Source organism: bacterium endosymbiont of Bathymodiolus sp. 5 South, from assembly GCF_900128535.1.
Taxonomy (GTDB): domain Bacteria; phylum Pseudomonadota; class Gammaproteobacteria; order PS1; family Pseudothioglobaceae; genus Thiodubiliella.
In genome coordinates this window covers 1-15,710 of record NZ_FQTR01000038.1, presented here as the reverse complement: position 1 = coordinate 15,710, position 15,710 = coordinate 1, and the positions used below count along the sequence as shown (strand labels likewise).

The following is a 15,710-nucleotide window of genomic DNA, read 5'->3' as shown; positions in this document are numbered from 1 at the left end:
ATAAAAATCATCAGGTAGTTGGATTCTTTTTGGCATTGTTTTGTTGGTGAAAAAAATGATTATTATACACTATTTATAGTATTGTTGTTTTTTGAATTTGGTATAACTTACTTTAGAAGGTCAAGGTAAAAAAAGGATGCTGTAAGTATTACTACATTCTGATTAAGGTTCAACCTACAGGGCTTACGAATATCTTAAATTATTTAAAATCAACAATAGCACATAAAGTATGAGTAGAAAAGGTAGTCTCGTTCCCAAGCTCCAGCTTGGGAATGCATAAGGGCAAATAGGCGATGAGATTAATGTATTGATGGCTGCTCGTGCTTGGAATTTGAGAAAATGGATGGTTGCCGTTGCTATTTTTTTGTTTTGGAAAAAAGTGGGTTTATTTTTTGTAAAATACCCGAGGTTTTTTTGTTGTTAGGCAAATAAAGCAATTTTGTTGATTTTGGTTGTGGGTAGAGGGGTGTTTTTTGGTTTGTTTGGATATGGTTTTTAAGGGGCGACTATTTACTTTAACAATGTCAAGATTATCATGCTCTGATAAATGAGCACGCACGCAATAGTTTTTGCTTGGGTTTGATTGTTCGTTAGGGGCGGAGAATGACTGTCCATCAGGTAATACGCTAAAATTTGTATGTTTTCTTTATTGCAATACTGTTTTAATAGTTCAAGGTATTGCTGATAATCATTTTGATTAAAAAATACATCTTATCATCTATTGCCTCTTTGGACAATGTGATGGGGTGACTGAGTGTAATGATTTTTGCCATTTTGGCGTTGTAGCATAATTAATGTATCTTTTTACATTACCTTTAAAAACTTCTTTGAAAGGGCGATAGTGATGCAACTATTTCCAACTAATATAATCCATTAATATATGCTGAAACAGGTTTTGCTAATAAATCTTGCGGATGGTCGCCGCCAAATGTTGCAAGTCCACTTTTCCCCTTAATGATTACAGAATCCATGGTTTTGCCTGATTCTGTATTAATAATTGCAATTTTTATTGATGCTTTGTCTGGGATTCCTGACCATTCAGTAGCTCTATCCTCCCATTCAAGGATTGTTGGAAATACTAGATAACCGTAATTGTTTTCCTTAGCGTGGGTCAATGCGTTATCAAAAGACTGATATTGACGACCTGTTTCAGCAGAATTACTATTTTTCGAAAATGCCATTAGTATGATCTGCGAGGCATTTGCACCAGACCCCTGATAATTTATTTGCCCATATCTTCCATCACGAGGTATAGAAATATAAACGCTCTTTGATGACTCCAATTTAATAGATACATTTTTAGTTCTTAACAGTTGATAGCTATCAGTAGTACACCCACCAAGAAATACTACAATTCCTAAAATTACAAAATATCTCATTACTTTACTCTTCTTCTCTAAATGCATTTTATACCTCCTTATTAAGTTTAGCTCTATACTTTACACGATTAAACAAAACGATAGTTTAATCGTCAAGGTAAATTATTCGCTCTGTATCTATTCTGTAATAGTTCTATTATTCGTATTTTGTAATGCTCTATTGTTTGTATGACCAAAAATATTATAAAATTCTTTTACCTGTTTTTTGGATATTGTCATTTCAGTTTTATATACATTCCATTTTACATTTTCACTACAGGGCGGGGTAGTTAGTGAACCCATAAATTTATAATAATCTTTATTTGACGGCATCATAGATTTAATATCAGCACTACTTAAATCAATAGATACCGCTTTGTTTTCTTTAAGTGGGAATTTATGCCAAATTTTCTCTAAAATTGGATTGGCTCCGCCGTCCTTAAACATCACAGCAACAACTGCTAATTTCCCATCTTTTGTAGCATGAACAAAATGAGCTTCAAGAGGGTATGAGGTGCCATTTATATTATTTTCACTTGGTGTATGAAAATGAAACTGTTTTAGTTCATATGTTTCACCCTCAATTGTTAAGGTGCTTCCACTTTGAATATTTACTTGAACTGTATGACCATTATTAATGACATTTTTTGATGATGTTGTATAATTAATATTCAATGGCGTTAGATTTATGTCATTTGTAGCAACAATATTAATGGGTGTTTGCATTTTACCTTTGCTACACAGGGAAAATTTTTCATCTATATTTCCCCAATGACTTGGACCTGTCACTCCTTTGTACCCCCAATGTATTTTGTGGTGAGGGCTTTGATGTTCTATATTTTGTGAGTGACTGGCATAACTTGTAGCTAAAAATATCGTAGCAATTGATAATGTAATAATTTTATTCATAATGTTGTATCCTTGTTTGTAATTTAATAGTTTGTTTAGTGTCATTAATGCTGGTTGCTGCACGAAAAACATTGTCAAATTTTATACTAGATTGTGTTGTTTTTATTAGTTTTTCCTTAATAATTATTACTTAAGTGCAATAAATACATATATTTATGGAAGGCATTTTACAAATACTTTTCGTATATGTATTTATATTTTTAACACCTAATTGAGACTTTTGCATCAGTAGGGATGATTAGCAAAATGACAAGTTTTGCCGAATGGGTGATTTTATGAAATATAGTCATAGCAAAGCTATGGCTGTGTTTTATAAAGTTGTCAAGTTGGCGAAAAATGGCATTTTGATGATTATTCATATTTATGCAAAGGTCTCAATCATTAGTATAGGATATTATTGCCTTGATGTGCTGTATTAAAAATCTGTCAATCCTAACTAACTACCTCTTTAATATTGTGAAAATCATATCTGAAATAATATTTACCTTTGCACTTGGTAAACAATAGGGCGTTTTTTATGCAAGGATTGCTATGCTCAAAAGAATCTGCATGTTTGATATTAAATTGTTTAGATAAAGCGACATTAATTTCATCATCACTCATAAACTGGATAACATTTTTTAAAGTTACAACAGGGCAGTTTTTGATTAGGATTGCTATCTCATTACTTGTTGCAAAATTTGATAATTCTTTTAAAATGTTCTTATCAGAATATTTTTTGAGTTCACTTGCTTAAGAATCCATATTTTCAAAAAAGTATAAACCATCGTTTGATTTATGATTATTTTGTCCGAGAGCATGTTTTTGTTAGGCGTTTTATACTTCTAGTAAAAACATGCTCATTATACTCGGCAGCACTAATAAACCACCCATCACCAAACCCACCCAATTCCAACCTGTGAAATTTTCATTGTTTTTAAATTCAGAATCCAAATTCTTATTAACTTCTAGTGCGACATTATTAACTGGAATCAGGAGCACAACGCTGGAAAATGAAATAAGCCAGAATGGGTCTGGCAGCCTCCACAATGCTTGTAGAATAAAATAAACGAATGCAAGAAAGCCTATTGATAATGATTTTTCTATATTTCTTTCACCAGCAACGGTTTTAATATGCTTGAAACAACTATACGCCCAAAGTGGTGCGAAAAACGCCCTCCAGAATGGTATGATATTTTGTTTAGTTCGTTTCTTAATCAGCATCCAGTTTTTATAAAACCAATACAACTCATACATACCGAATGTGCATATTGACATTAGAACCAGCTTAAGAGTTGATGTTGTGAAAAAGTATACCTCAGAATTTTTTACAGCATCAGTTTCAATGGAACTTGTTGCTGACTCGTTTGGATTCATATTTTCTTGCATTTGACTCTCCTTGTTTTGATGCTTAACGCCTTGCTACCGACCATTTATACAGAGTGTAGCGAAGCGAAACGGCGTATAAATGGCCGGGTTGAGCTAATTGTTAGGCTTTTTATCATCTTGAATATGTACTTTCCACTGCTCTTTAACATATTCATAAAAGCCGGGAACTCTCGGTGATTGGCTAATTTTAACTAGCTCAATTCCTATTTGAGTAAATGACACTTGACCGATATCTAATGTATCGTTTGTTTCATTTTTCATCGTTAAAGCTAGTGGTTGACCATAATATGATACAGCATTCTTATTAATTAACCCAATATCAAACTTTTGGAAGTGTCGTATATTAAAGCCAGCCGCATCAACATTAATTAACTCAATATCAATATCAAAATTAATTAACCCAATGTTCTTTAAATGAATAAGGGACTTAAAATTAATTCCGTTTTTATTATATATCTCGTTTTCTACATTAAAAACTAAGGGTAAGGGTGTTAAATTACCAACAAACCAACAATATCTACATAATGTTTGAAATAGCTCAGCATCCTTTTTATCTAAACTACTAAGGAAATTCACTGTCCGTTTAGAGTACGTGCCTGGTGAATTTGCCTCACCTGCCAATACTTGCGCCCAAAGATTTTGCATTTCATTGTCAGAAATAATTCTGGATTTATCGAAAAAATTAGTTACCCAATCGTCGTCCATTTTATCTGGATCTGATTTCTCGCTTAAATGAGAAATAGATTTTTTAGTAATTTCTTCCATGTTTTCTTGTTTATTTGCCTCTTCTTCGATGAATCGATTCATTGCGCGGAGACGTAAACCTTCGATTTCAATCTCTGTATTGGCTTTTATTAAACTAGCCTCAGCTTTGGCTTCGGCAACACGTTTTATCTGCCATGGTTTAAAAACACCGCTAACTGCCGAAGATACCTTTTTTATCAAGGTGTTAGCTGGTTTGGATAGCTCTCCAAGATTTACGAGTGAAGTTGATTTATCATCTGACATTATTGTTTAGCCTAATTATTAGTATAAGACATTATTACCTTGATACACTGTATCAAAAACAAAATCGGGCATATTCATCCAGTTTTTACCAAAAAATGCCAATAACCTAATATTGGGTATTATAATAAAAACCTGTCAATAACTGATTTGAGTTTTTAAAATTTATGAGCATTATAGCAAAAGGCAAGCCATTATTAGAAGAAATGCGAGCCTTGTTGCGTAGGCAAGGCTATGCTTATGGGGCTAAGGATGCTTGTTGTGATTGGGTAAGGCGATTTGTTAAATTTTCAAAGGTTCAAAAAAAATCTGCATTATTTAAAAATACTGAAAAGAAAGTTGAAAAGTATCTAACTTATTTAGCGCTCCAAAAAAAAGTAGCACCCAGCACTCAGAATCAGGCTCTAAATGCTTTGGTGTTTTTATACACTAAGGTTTTAAAGCAACCGCTGGAAGGTGTTAATGCGGCGCGTTCACGCAAAGAGCCTCGTATCCTTGTGGTGTTAAGTAAAACAGAAGCGGTGCACCTTCGGGTGCAAGATATTGATTTTGAATTTAAACAAATCACGGTGCGAGATGGCAAGGGCAAAAAAGATAGAGTAACACCGTTGGCAAATAATCTTATTGTTATGTTACAGGCTCACTTAGAAAAAATAAAAATTATTCACAACAAAGATTTAAAAGATGGCTTTGGTAGTGTGTATTTACTTTATGCACTTAATAAAAAACATCCTAATGCCGATAAAACATTTAATTGGCAATATGTATTTCCTAGTAGGCGTATTGCTACTGACCCACGTACTAATATTAAAAGGCGTCACCATGTGGATCAATTCGTCATTCATTTGCTACGCACTTGTTGCAAACAGATACAGATATTCATACTATTCGGGCATTACTTGGATATGCGGATTTACACTGCTATGATTTATAGGCATGTGCTTAAACAAGGTGGGCAGGATGTGGTGTCGTCATTAGGTAGGCTGTGATTTTTTCCAGTACAGAATTATTTTTAGTCAGCTTGATTTTTATGTGGGCGGGGTTTGTGCGCACGGGTCTTGGGTTTGGCGGTGCGGCATTGGGTTTGCCACTGATGCTATTGGTAGGCACATCGCCGGTTTATTGGTTGCCAGTGATTGGGCTGCATTTGTTGTTTTTTTCATCGCTGAGTTTGTTAAAATCAATTAGGGAGGTGGATTGGGCGTATTTAAAGTCTGCATTGGTGTGGATTATTCCGCCGACTTTGGTTGGCGTGTTTGGCTTGATTGCATTGCCTGATAGGGTGATGATTGTATTTGTCTATTCGATTACAATTTTTTACAGTATTGTTTGGATTTTTAATCAAAAAATCACCTCACATCGACCTTGGGTGGATAAATTATTATTGATTTTTGGTGGCTATGTAGCAGGCACCTCGCTGACAGGTGCACCACTCATAGTGGCAGTGTTTATGCGTCATGTGGCGAGGCAATATCTGCGTAATACTTTGTTTGTATTGTGGTTTATTCTGGTGAGTATTAAGATGTTGACTTTTGTAGCAATGGATGTGAGGATTGATTGGCAATTATCTGTATTGTTAATACCTGTGGCGGCGATTGGGCATGTAATTGGACTTAAATTACACGATAAAATTATTGCCAATGACCAGCAGTTTAAAAAGTGGATTGGTTCGGCGTTATTGTTGATTAGTTCGTTTGGGCTTTTGAAGTTGTTTTTAAGTTAAAATCAATCCTATGAATGAATATATTCTAATTCTTATTAGTACCATTTTGGTCAACAATTTTGTTTTGGTAAAGTTTTTGGGTTTGTGTCCATTTATGGGTGTATCCAAAAAGGTAGAGACGGCAATTGGCATGGGCTTTGCGACGACTTTTGTACTGACTTTGGCGAGTGTGAGTAGTTATTTGATTAATACTTATATTTTGGTTCCGTTTGAGATGGAGTATCTGCGTACCATTGCCTTTATTGTGACCATTGCTGGCGTGGTGGGTTTTACAGAGTTGGTGGTGAATAAAACCTCCCCTGTTCTACATCAGTCTTTGGGCGTGTTTTTACCATTAATTACAACAAATTGTGCGGTGTTGGGCGTTGCTTTGTTGAATGTTAATCAAGACAATGGATTTTTAGCATCAGCCGTGTATGGTTTTGGTGCGGCAATTGGCTTTTCTTTTGTGTTGGTGTTGTTCTCAAGTATTCGTGAGCGACTTGAGGGGGCAGATGTGCCTTTCGTTTTTCAAGGTGTGCCAATTGCGCTTATTACCGCAGGGTTAATGTCAATGGCGTTTATGGGTTTTATTGGATTAGCCTAAGGTCGCTATGTTTGATGCTATTATCATTTTTTCTGTGTTATCGCTAATCTTAGGTTTGGTCTTGGGTTATGCGGCGATTAAATTTAAAATTGATGGCAATCCCTTGGTTGACCAAATTGATGCGCTTTTGCCACAAACACAATGTGGACAGTGTGATTTTGCAGGGTGTCGTCCTTATGCCGAAGCAATTGCCAAGGGGGAGGCACAAATCAATCAATGCCCACCTGGCGGACAAGAGGGTGTGGATGCTTTAGCAGAACTGCTGGATGTAGAAACATTGCTACTAAATGAGGAATTCGGAGAGAATACAACCGAGCATGTGGTTTATGTTGATGAGCAGGTTTGTATTGGTTGTACTTTGTGTATTCAAGCCTGCCCAGTGGACGCTTTTGTTGGTGCGTCTAAGGTAATGACAACGGTCATTGAAGATGAGTGTACAGGGTGTGATTTGTGTATTCCAGTGTGTCCTGTGGACTGTATTCATATCAAGGATTTGGAAACAACTTTGGGCAACTATGTTCCAGATTTAAAGGAGATAAGTCGTGGCTAGTTATGCCTTTAAAGGTGGGGTGCATATTCCTAATCCATACCCAATAAAAAAACCAGAAGTTAAGCAAGTTGCCCCACCAGAGCAAGCAGCGTTGTTTTTGCAACAAAGAGCTGGTGGTGAACAAAAACCTTGTGTGAAAGTAGGTGACAAGGTATTAACAGGGCAAGTCATTGCAAAAACATCTGGTAAATACCCAAGCTATACGCATGCTTCTATCTCAGGTGTGGTCCTAGCTATTGAAAAACGCCCAATTCCACATCCATCAGGTATTGATGGAGTGTGTATTGTCATTGATTCTGATGGCAAGGATAAATGGATTGAGATTGAAAAATGTGACCAAGATTTTTTAAGGTGTGCACCTAGCAAAGTTATTCAAAGAATTCGTGAAGCAGGTATTGTTGGTATGGGCGGTGCAGGATTCCCAACCCATGCAAAAATATCCAATGCACAAGGTGCACAAACCTTGATTGTGAATGCTACCGAGTGTGAGCCAGGCATTATGTGTGATGATGCTTTGATGCAACACTATCCCCGTGAAATCATTCGTGGCGTGGAAGTTTTGATGCATGGGTGTGGTGCAAAAAAAGCCATCATCGCAATTGAGGATGATAAGCAAGAAGCTTTTAACTCGCTTTTGATGTACAACTTTAATGCGCATATTGAGATTGTTCAGATTCCAACCAAATACACTTCTGGTGCGGAAAAAATATTAATTAAGACCTTGCTTGATATTGAAATACCCTCAGGAGAGTTTGCTTCGGACTATGGGGTGTTATGTCAAAATGTTGGCACAGTTAAAGCGATTTACGATGCAGTTATTGATAATAAACCTTTAATTTCACGCATTGTGACAGTCACCGGCTCTGCTGTGAAAGAGCCAAGAAATTACGAGGCAAGACTAGGCACATCATTTGCATCAGTTGTGGCACAATCCAAGCCAAACAACAAAGTACACCAGATTAGAATGGGCGGTATGATGATGGGTGTCGATGTGCCAAATATAGAACATTCAATTGGCAAGATCACTAACTGTATTTTTGTTAATAACGCCACACTAAAACCCAGTGTGCAGTCTTGTATTCGTTGCGGGCAATGTAATGAAGTTTGTCCAGTCGGCTTATTGCCACAACAGTTGTTTTGGTATGCTAAGAGTGAGAATATGGACAGGGCAATGGATTATAATTTAAGAGATTGTATTGAATGTCGTTGTTGTGATATAGTTTGTCCTAGCCACATTCCATTAGCGCAGTATTTCTCATTTGCTAAAGCATTGCATTGCAAGCAAACCAAAGAGCAACAAAAGGCAGATGTTGCTAGAGAGCGATTTGAATTTAAAGAGTTTAGAGTTGAGCGTAATAAGGCAGAGCGTTCTGAGATGATGGCAAGAAAAAAAGAAGAATTGAAAAAGAAAATGGCAGAAGATAAAACCCAAAAAGACAAAATAGCGCAAGCAGTAGCAAGAGTGAAAAATAAAGGAGCTCTAAAAAAATGACAGCAGTATTTAGCTCAACCTCGCAGATGATGCGCCAAGTTATTTATGCACTTGTACTGGGCATTAGTGCGGCGTATGCTTTTTTTGGCTGGGGCATTATCGTGCAAATATTCTTGGCAGTGGTAGTGGCAATTGCAGTAGAAGCAACATTTTTAAAAATCAGAAAACACCCTATTAAGCCTGCAATTGCCGATGGATCTGCTATTTTAACAGCTATCTTATTGGCGATTTCTATTCCCAGTATTGCACCTTGGTGGATTGTTGTTGTGGGCGTGAGTTTTGCCATTATTTTTGGCAAGCAACTGTATGGTGGTTTGGGTAACAATCCTTTTAATCCGGCAATGTTGGGCTATGCTTTCTTGCTGATTTCTTACCCTTTACCGATGACAACTTGGGCCAGTGAGTTTGTTAATTTCAGTCAAGCATTCGATGTGATTTTTAATCTTAATTCCAATATGGTGGACGCACTGAGCGGTGCAACGCGATTAGATGATGTAAAAATTCAATTGAGTTTAGGTAAGATGATGAGTGAATTGAACCTACATTCAAGCGCTCAGGCATGGATCAACGCAGGTTTCTTGTTGGGTGGGTTATATTTACTTGCTAGGCGTGTTATTTTTTGGCACATTCCAGCTGCTTTTTTGTCAGGCATTATAGTAACTGCATTTTTAGTGTCATTAGGTGATGGTGAATACCTACCTGTACAAAATCACTTAATGCTCGGTGCAACAATGTTGGGCGCATTCTTCATTGCTACTGATCCAGTTTCAGCTAGCACCACCCCGAAAGGACGATTAATTTATGGCTTCTTGATTGGTGTATTGATTGTCATTATCCGTACTTTCGGTGGTTATCCAGATGGGGTTGCGTTTGCTGTTTTATTGATGAATATTGTTGTGCCATTGATTGATTATTACACGCAGCCTAAGGTGTTTGGCAAATGAATAGCAAGCCTATATTCAAGGCAGGATTTTTACTGCTAGTCTTTAGTTTAGCTAGCGTATTTTTTGTTTCCCTTGTGCAAGATTCTACCCAGGAGCAGATCAAATATAATGAAGAGCAATTATTGCTTAAGCGCCTTGGAGAATTGGTTCAGGGTTATGACAATAATATTTTGCAAGATAAAATTTTAAAAGAAGTCAATTTACACGGTATTAAACAAACGCTTAGCATTTACCCTGCTAAAAAGAATAATCGCATTTTTGCTTACTTGATTGAACACACTTATCCAAAGAGTTATAACGGTAATATCCGTTTATTGACAGGTATTGGCAGTGACAAAAAACTTTTGGGTGTGCGCGTTATTACGCATAAAGAAACGCCAGGATTGGGCGATAAAATCGAAACTAAAAAATCAAATTGGATTAAGCAATTTCGAGGATTATCTTTGTCTAATTTGACTAAAAAGCAATGGGGGGTTAAGCGTGATGGCGGTACATTTGATGCCTTTACCGGTGCTACTATTACCCCTCGTGCTGTTGTGAATGCTACTTACCAAGTGCTGGTGTTATTTAATACCAAAGACTTTAAAGATGCAACTCAGTGATTTTGACTTTGACTTGCCTAAGTCACTGATTGCACAACATCCGTCAAAAAACAGGACAGATTCACGGCTTTTAATCGCTCAATCCAATCTTATAGATGCACAATTTCATCAAATAGGTGATTTTATACAATCGGGTGATTTGTTGGTGATGAACAATACCAAAGTCATCCCAGCACGATTATTTGGACATAAAGACAGCGGTGGAAAGGTTGAAATAATGATTGAGCGTTTGCTAAATGACAAACAGGTGTTGGCAATGATTCGTGCCTCTAGAGCGCCACAAATAGGCAGTAAAATTACACTTGAAAACAGCGAAAAAGCGAGTGTTCTCAATAAACAAGATGGTTTTTATACGCTTGAATTTGCCACCGATTCACTGCTTGCATTGTTAGACAATATTGGGCATATCCCCTTACCACCCTACATTGAACGCACAGATGATGAACAGGATTTGAGTCGTTATCAAACCGTATATGCCAAACACGACGGCGCAGTTGCCGCACCTACGGCAGGATTGCATTTTGATGATGCTTTGCTTAATTCTTTAAAAGACCAAGGCATTGATTCGGCGTTCGTTACTTTGCATGTAGGCGCAGGTACTTTCCAACCGGTGAAAACTGACAATATCAAAGACCATACTATGCACAGTGAGTATTATGAGATTTCTCAAGATAGTGTTGATAAAATCAACCAAACCAAAGCCAACGGCGGACGCATTATTGCCATCGGCACAACAGCCGTTCGTTCTTTAGAATCAGCTGCAAAATCTGGCATACTTAAAGCCACACGAGAAGAAACGGATATTTTTATTTATCCAGGCTATGAATTCAAAGTTGTTGATATGATGGTGACTAACTTTCATTTACCTAAGTCATCCTTGCTGATGTTAGTGAGTGCTTTTATCGGACGAGAGCGAATGATGGAAATTTATCAACATGCCATTACACAAAAATATCGATTTTTCTCCTATGGTGATGCGATGTTACTGACTGGTAAAAAATAGCAATGGCAAATAAACAACAAACATTGCAAGAGGTTTTTGGTTTTGATTCTTTTCGTCCATTACAAGAGCAAGCAGTTGATAAAATTTTAGCCGGTGAAGATGTTTTATTAATTTTGCCAACAGGCGGTGGAAAATCTTTATGTTACCAATTACCTGCATTATTAATGGAGGGGGTTTTGGTGGTGATATCGCCTTTATTGGCGTTAATGCAAGACCAAATATTAGGCTTGGAAAATAAAGGCGTGAAAGCAGCAATGTTGTCTTCTATGCAGACTATGGAAGAAATTCGAGCCACTGAAGCAGCGCTTAAAAATCAAGACATTAAAGTTTTATTTGTCGCACCAGAACGCTTACAAAATGCCTATTTTTTATCATTTTTAAAGTCTATAAAAATTGCATTTTTTGCAGTCGATGAAGCACATTGTGTGAGTGAATGGGGGCATGAATTCAGAGCGGATTATCGTGAGTTAGGCTTATTAAAAACGAATTTTCCTGATATTACTGTTGCTGCTTTTACGGCAACAGCAACCCATCAAGTAGAAAAAGATATTGTTGTACAACTGAATTTCAAACAAAAAGACAGTATTATTCGGGGCACAGTTTTTCGTGATAATTTGTATATCAGTGCTGTTGCCAGACAAGGGAATGGCAATCAACAGATATTAGATTTCTTAGAAAAACATCTGAATGAACAAGGTATTATTTACGCTCAATCCCGTGCTAAAACTGAAAGCCTAGCTAAGTTTTTACAAGAGAAGGGTCTCAGCGCTCAAGCCTACCATGCTGGACTGGATACCCAAAAACGCAAAGATATTTTTTCTGATTTTATCCACGAAAAAACCGATATTATGGTGGCTACTATTGCCTTTGGCATGGGTATTGATAAAAGTGATATTCGTTTTGTGGTGCATACCTCCATACCCAAAACTGTTGAGGCGTATTATCAAGAAATTGGCAGAGCGGGGCGTGATGGATTGCCCAGTGATGTGTTACTGTTGTATTCCACTGCTGATATTGGACAACAAGCGCGTTTTATTGAAGAAATAGAAAATGAAGATTATAAAAAACTGGCTTTCAAAAAACTTAATATCGTTAAGCAATATGCTTTTTCCGAGGGCTGTCGTCATCAGGCACTGAGTCGTTATTTTGACGATGAAATATCCCCTTGTGCCACGCTTTGTGATAATTGCACCGAACCTGATACTGAGCGGCAAGATATTACTGAGTTAGCGCAGAAATTTTTATCCACCATTTATCGTACCGAGCAGTTATTCGGACAAAACTACATTATTGATGTTTTAAGAGGTTCAAAAGTTCAAAGAATTTTGAACAATAAACACGATGAGTTGACTGTTTACGGTATTGGTAAAGACTGTAGCAAGCCACAATGGAAAATAGTTGGCGACCGATTGTTGGAATTAGAAATAATCCAAGTTGCTGGTGAGTATGGCAGTTTGAAGCTAACCGACAAAGCAAAACCCATTTTACAATCCGCAGCATCAGTGGATATGCGTGCCACGCATTTTAAATTAAGCAAACCAAGCGTCGTCAAAAAATCTGCACCACCTAAGTATGATGTTGATGAAGCAATCTTTGAATCTTTGCGTACGCTCAGGTCAGAAATTGCAAGAGAAACCAACATGCCTGCTTATATTATTTTTGATAATAAAACTTTACAAGAAATAGCCTATTTCTTGCCTGACAATGAAGCAAAGTTCTTGCAAATTAATGGGGTTGGTGCAGTCAAATATAAAAAATATGGCGAACAATTTTTGGCGCTAATTAACACGCTTCGCACTAACGATTTTCAAGAGCCAGAACACAAAGAAGCGGCGCAAGTAGAGTTAAAATATGAGGCTTCACAACCTAAACAGCCTGACACACCCTTACATAAAACTTATCATTTAACGCTGGCATTAATTCAGCAAGGATCATCAGTAGAAGAGATAATGAAAAACCGTGATTTTGCCACTTCTACCGTTTTAGGGCATATCAATAAATTGGTAGAAGAAAATTTAATTAGCGATGTGCAAAGACGCACACTTTTTTCCCAAGTGCCACAAAATCCAGCACTTGATGATTGGGTAAAACAAGGCATTGACTCAATAGGTTCGGTTGAAAGTATTCAAAGTTATTTGGCGATATACAAACAGTTGGAATATGGAAAAACTGATATAAATGAGGAGCAAGATGATGTATGAAAATACATTAGTAACAGTGGCAATTGAACCCAGTGAAATTCCATGGGTGAAAGTTTTTACTAAGCGAAAAGTTAAAGAATTTAGCCAATGTACAACAGCAGAAAAAGCTGAGATTTTTAGAATACTTGACATCACTGAAAAGTTAATGTTAAGTTATTTCAATGCAGATAAGATTAATATCGCCTCTTTTGGAAACTTATTGCCCCAAGTCCACTGGCACATTATGGCGCGTTTTGAAACAGACAGTTATTTCCCAGAGCCAATGTGGGGGCAAAAACAAAGAGAGGCGCAGTTGGATTTACCCAGTTTTGAAGTATTTTTTACCCAATTACAAAATAAACTGTGAGTGTCTTTATCAAACGAGAGCGAATGATGGAAATTTATCAACATGCCATTGAACAAAAATATCGATTTCTCTCCTATGGTGATGCGATGTTATTAAACAAACAAACAAAAAAATATAATGAGTGTTAAAGATTTAAAAAAGAAGCTAAATAATATTCTTACCAAAGATGAGTCTGTTGTTGTTTCAATTAATGGCAAATGGGGCGTGGGGAAAACCTATTTCTGGCATCAATTTAAGGAGCAACTAACAGATAAAAAAGTGGCTTATGTTTCTTTATTTGGTAAAGAAACGATTTCAAGTATTCGAACAGATATATTTTTACAAGTTATTTCTAAAAAGAAAAAGGCTTGGCATACTACTGCAAAGCACATTAAGGATATAACAATCCCATATATTGGCATCGGTATTACTTTGCTTGATAAGCAGGATTTTAAGGATATTATTGTATGTTTTGATGATTTTGAAAGGCTATCATCGTCAATGGAATTAAAAGAAGTTCTAGGGCTTATATCCGAACTAAAAGAACAAAAAAATTGTAGCGTTGTTATGATTTTAAATGAAGATGAACTGAGGGATAACAAGGAGACACTTGATAAATATAAAGAAAAGTTGATTGATTATGAATTTAGTTATGATCCAAGACCCTTTGAATCGTTAGAGATATTGCAAGATAAATTAACCGCCTTTAAAGAATATCCACTACAAAAATATTTAACAAGACATAAGATAAACAATATAAGGGTTATTAGTCGAATTATAAATGCATTAAATGATTTCTCTTTTATTGAGTCTGATATTAAAGATGTGCCAGAAGTTACAACTGAGATAGTGGGCAATATTATCGAAATTGCCGCCATTAACGCACAGACCTCTTCTTTTCTTGAACTTACAGAATATGCAAATAAAAGGATACGGTCTGATGCCTCTGATAAATTAAAGAAAAATAAGAAATATGAAGATTTATTGTCCTTAATTAGTAAAGCCTATGGTTATAGCTATGAAGCCTATGGTTATAGCTATGAAGCCTATTTCTTGAAAAGTGATATTGTTACTAAACTTTTTGAATATTGCCAAACCTCACTTACTGATGAAGAATCTTTTAAAAAGATTGTTAGATCTAAAATCAATAATCAGAGTTTATATTCTAGGCATAAAGGTATTCTAGAAAAGCATCAATATGATATGCAGTATAAGAAGAAGGTGTTTGTATCAGATTTATGGAATTTTCTAAAAGAACAAAATATTATTATTGATAAAGATGCATCACATTTAAACCCTGAAACATTTATATTTTATATTAAGAAATTAAAAGCACTAAATGCTAAAGATAAAGCAGAATATCATGACTTTGCTCTTAAATGTTTAAAGGATTATATTGTGAATAACCCTAGTTGGAGGAAAGATATAATAAATCCACAAGAACTTTTAGATTTTGATCCAGAATTAGATGAGTATGACAAACAATGCACTGTTAAAGATCAACAAAATACCATTAACTCTAGTGAGAAAATAAGAGGTTTGATGCGTGATGTTATAGAAAATGGCAAGAGTGATGAGGCTCTATCTCAAATTCAGAAACAAGAGATAAAGCAGTATATATTAAACGATGCAAGGTACTTCAAA

Annotated in this window: 16 protein-coding genes and 1 pseudogene; 12 read left to right on the top strand and 5 right to left on the bottom strand. The window is 36.2% G+C overall.

What is annotated here, in order from left to right; translation table 11 throughout:
- Positions 1 to 860 precede the first annotated feature (860 nt).
- From BBROOKSOX_RS05260 to BBROOKSOX_RS05240, 5 genes are all read right to left on the bottom strand, one after another.
- A complete protein-coding gene (locus BBROOKSOX_RS05260; protein ID WP_139660194.1) occupies positions 861 to 1,406 on the bottom strand; it encodes a DUF4823 domain-containing protein in 546 nt (181 codons plus the stop codon).
- A gap of 90 nt (positions 1,407 to 1,496) precedes the next feature.
- Entirely contained in the window at positions 1,497 to 2,267 is a 771-nt protein-coding gene (locus BBROOKSOX_RS05255) for a carbonic anhydrase (RefSeq protein WP_139660193.1), read from the bottom strand.
- Between the two features lie 200 nt (positions 2,268 to 2,467).
- Positions 2,468 to 2,626 (bottom strand): hypothetical protein, encoded by a 159-nt coding sequence (locus tag BBROOKSOX_RS05250; RefSeq protein WP_180323862.1) that lies wholly within the window; start codon positions 2,624 to 2,626, stop codon positions 2,468 to 2,470.
- A 457-nt stretch (positions 2,627 to 3,083) separates the two neighbouring features.
- Positions 3,084 to 3,635: a hypothetical protein gene (locus tag BBROOKSOX_RS05245; RefSeq protein ID WP_139660192.1), complete on the bottom strand. Its 552-nt coding sequence runs from the start codon at positions 3,633 to 3,635 to the stop codon at positions 3,084 to 3,086.
- Between the two features lie 93 nt (positions 3,636 to 3,728).
- Positions 3,729 to 4,643: a DUF2806 domain-containing protein gene (locus BBROOKSOX_RS05240; RefSeq protein ID WP_139660191.1), complete on the bottom strand. Its 915-nt coding sequence runs from the start codon at positions 4,641 to 4,643 to the stop codon at positions 3,729 to 3,731.
- 164 nt (positions 4,644 to 4,807) lie between these two features.
- Between BBROOKSOX_RS05240 and BBROOKSOX_RS05235 the strand changes: the two genes are divergently transcribed.
- The 12 genes and pseudogenes from BBROOKSOX_RS05235 to BBROOKSOX_RS05180 form a co-directional block, all read left to right on the top strand.
- Positions 4,808 to 5,629, top strand: a complete 822-nt coding sequence (locus BBROOKSOX_RS05235; RefSeq protein WP_257607771.1) for a phage integrase N-terminal SAM-like domain-containing protein — start codon at positions 4,808 to 4,810, stop codon at positions 5,627 to 5,629.
- A 41-nt stretch (positions 5,630 to 5,670) separates the two neighbouring features.
- Positions 5,671 to 6,363, top strand: a complete 693-nt coding sequence (locus BBROOKSOX_RS05230; protein WP_257607772.1) for a TSUP family transporter — start codon at positions 5,671 to 5,673, stop codon at positions 6,361 to 6,363.
- A gap of 10 nt (positions 6,364 to 6,373) precedes the next feature.
- Complete coding sequence (gene rsxA / locus BBROOKSOX_RS05225; protein WP_010646363.1) at positions 6,374 to 6,949, top strand: electron transport complex subunit RsxA; 576 nt, start codon at positions 6,374 to 6,376, stop codon at positions 6,947 to 6,949.
- 7 nt (positions 6,950 to 6,956) lie between these two features.
- Positions 6,957 to 7,499, top strand: coding sequence for an electron transport complex subunit RsxB (rsxB, locus tag BBROOKSOX_RS05220; protein WP_139660189.1), 543 nt, complete (start codon positions 6,957 to 6,959; stop codon positions 7,497 to 7,499).
- On the top strand, positions 7,492 to 8,991 hold the full coding sequence (rsxC, locus tag BBROOKSOX_RS05215; protein WP_139660188.1) for an electron transport complex subunit RsxC: 1,500 nt from the start codon (positions 7,492 to 7,494) through the stop codon (positions 8,989 to 8,991). Before rsxB ends, rsxC begins: the two co-directional genes overlap by 8 nt.
- Positions 8,988 to 9,935 (top strand): RnfABCDGE type electron transport complex subunit D, encoded by a 948-nt coding sequence (locus BBROOKSOX_RS05210; protein ID WP_139660187.1) that lies wholly within the window; start codon positions 8,988 to 8,990, stop codon positions 9,933 to 9,935. Before rsxC ends, BBROOKSOX_RS05210 begins: the two co-directional genes overlap by 4 nt.
- Entirely contained in the window at positions 9,932 to 10,537 is a 606-nt protein-coding gene (gene rsxG / locus BBROOKSOX_RS05205; protein WP_139660186.1) for an electron transport complex subunit RsxG, read from the top strand. The genes BBROOKSOX_RS05210 and rsxG overlap by 4 nt, the downstream gene beginning before the upstream one ends.
- The gene (gene queA, locus BBROOKSOX_RS05200; protein WP_139660185.1) at positions 10,524 to 11,540 is read left to right on the top strand and encodes a tRNA preQ1(34) S-adenosylmethionine ribosyltransferase-isomerase QueA; all 1,017 of its coding nucleotides are present in this window, start codon (positions 10,524 to 10,526) and stop codon (positions 11,538 to 11,540) included. Before rsxG ends, queA begins: the two co-directional genes overlap by 14 nt.
- Before the next feature lie 2 nt (positions 11,541 to 11,542).
- Positions 11,543 to 13,741 (top strand): DNA helicase RecQ, encoded by a 2,199-nt coding sequence (gene recQ / locus BBROOKSOX_RS05195; protein WP_139660184.1) that lies wholly within the window; start codon positions 11,543 to 11,545, stop codon positions 13,739 to 13,741.
- Positions 13,734 to 14,087 (top strand): HIT family protein, encoded by a 354-nt coding sequence (locus tag BBROOKSOX_RS05190; protein ID WP_139660196.1) that lies wholly within the window; start codon positions 13,734 to 13,736, stop codon positions 14,085 to 14,087. Before recQ ends, BBROOKSOX_RS05190 begins: the two co-directional genes overlap by 8 nt.
- A pseudogene (locus BBROOKSOX_RS05185) lies at positions 14,084 to 14,215 on the top strand (S-adenosylmethionine:tRNA ribosyltransferase-isomerase); the annotation flags it as partial. The gene BBROOKSOX_RS05190 and the pseudogene BBROOKSOX_RS05185, both read left to right, overlap by 4 nt.
- On the top strand, positions 14,205 to 15,710 hold a 1,506-nt coding region (locus BBROOKSOX_RS05180), incomplete at its 3' end, for a P-loop NTPase fold protein (RefSeq protein ID WP_139660183.1). The pseudogene BBROOKSOX_RS05185 and the gene BBROOKSOX_RS05180, both read left to right, overlap by 11 nt.

Bases quoted from the DNA above. Each gene is read 5' to 3' on its own strand.
- rsxG (WP_139660186.1), top strand. From the start codon at position 9,932: ATGAATAGCAAGCCTATATTCAAGGCAGGATTTTTACTGCTAGTCTTT.
- BBROOKSOX_RS05260 (WP_139660194.1), bottom strand. From the start codon at position 1,406: ATGCATTTAGAGAAGAAGAGTAAAGTAATGAGATATTTTGTAATTTTA.
- BBROOKSOX_RS05255 (WP_139660193.1), bottom strand. From the start codon at position 2,267: ATGAATAAAATTATTACATTATCAATTGCTACGATATTTTTAGCTACA.
- rsxB (WP_139660189.1), top strand. From the start codon at position 6,957: ATGTTTGATGCTATTATCATTTTTTCTGTGTTATCGCTAATCTTAGGT.
- BBROOKSOX_RS05250 (WP_180323862.1), bottom strand. From the start codon at position 2,626: ATGAATAATCATCAAAATGCCATTTTTCGCCAACTTGACAACTTTATA.
- BBROOKSOX_RS05230 (WP_257607772.1), top strand. From the start codon at position 5,671: ATGTGGGCGGGGTTTGTGCGCACGGGTCTTGGGTTTGGCGGTGCGGCA.
- BBROOKSOX_RS05190 (WP_139660196.1), top strand. From the start codon at position 13,734: ATGTATGAAAATACATTAGTAACAGTGGCAATTGAACCCAGTGAAATT.
- queA (WP_139660185.1), top strand. From the start codon at position 10,524: ATGCAACTCAGTGATTTTGACTTTGACTTGCCTAAGTCACTGATTGCA.
- BBROOKSOX_RS05245 (WP_139660192.1), bottom strand. From the start codon at position 3,635: ATGCAAGAAAATATGAATCCAAACGAGTCAGCAACAAGTTCCATTGAA.
- BBROOKSOX_RS05240 (WP_139660191.1), bottom strand. From the start codon at position 4,643: ATGTCAGATGATAAATCAACTTCACTCGTAAATCTTGGAGAGCTATCC.
- rsxA (WP_010646363.1), top strand. From the start codon at position 6,374: ATGAATGAATATATTCTAATTCTTATTAGTACCATTTTGGTCAACAAT.
- BBROOKSOX_RS05235 (WP_257607771.1), top strand. From the start codon at position 4,808: ATGAGCATTATAGCAAAAGGCAAGCCATTATTAGAAGAAATGCGAGCC.
- recQ (WP_139660184.1), top strand. From the start codon at position 11,543: ATGGCAAATAAACAACAAACATTGCAAGAGGTTTTTGGTTTTGATTCT.
- BBROOKSOX_RS05210 (WP_139660187.1), top strand. From the start codon at position 8,988: ATGACAGCAGTATTTAGCTCAACCTCGCAGATGATGCGCCAAGTTATT.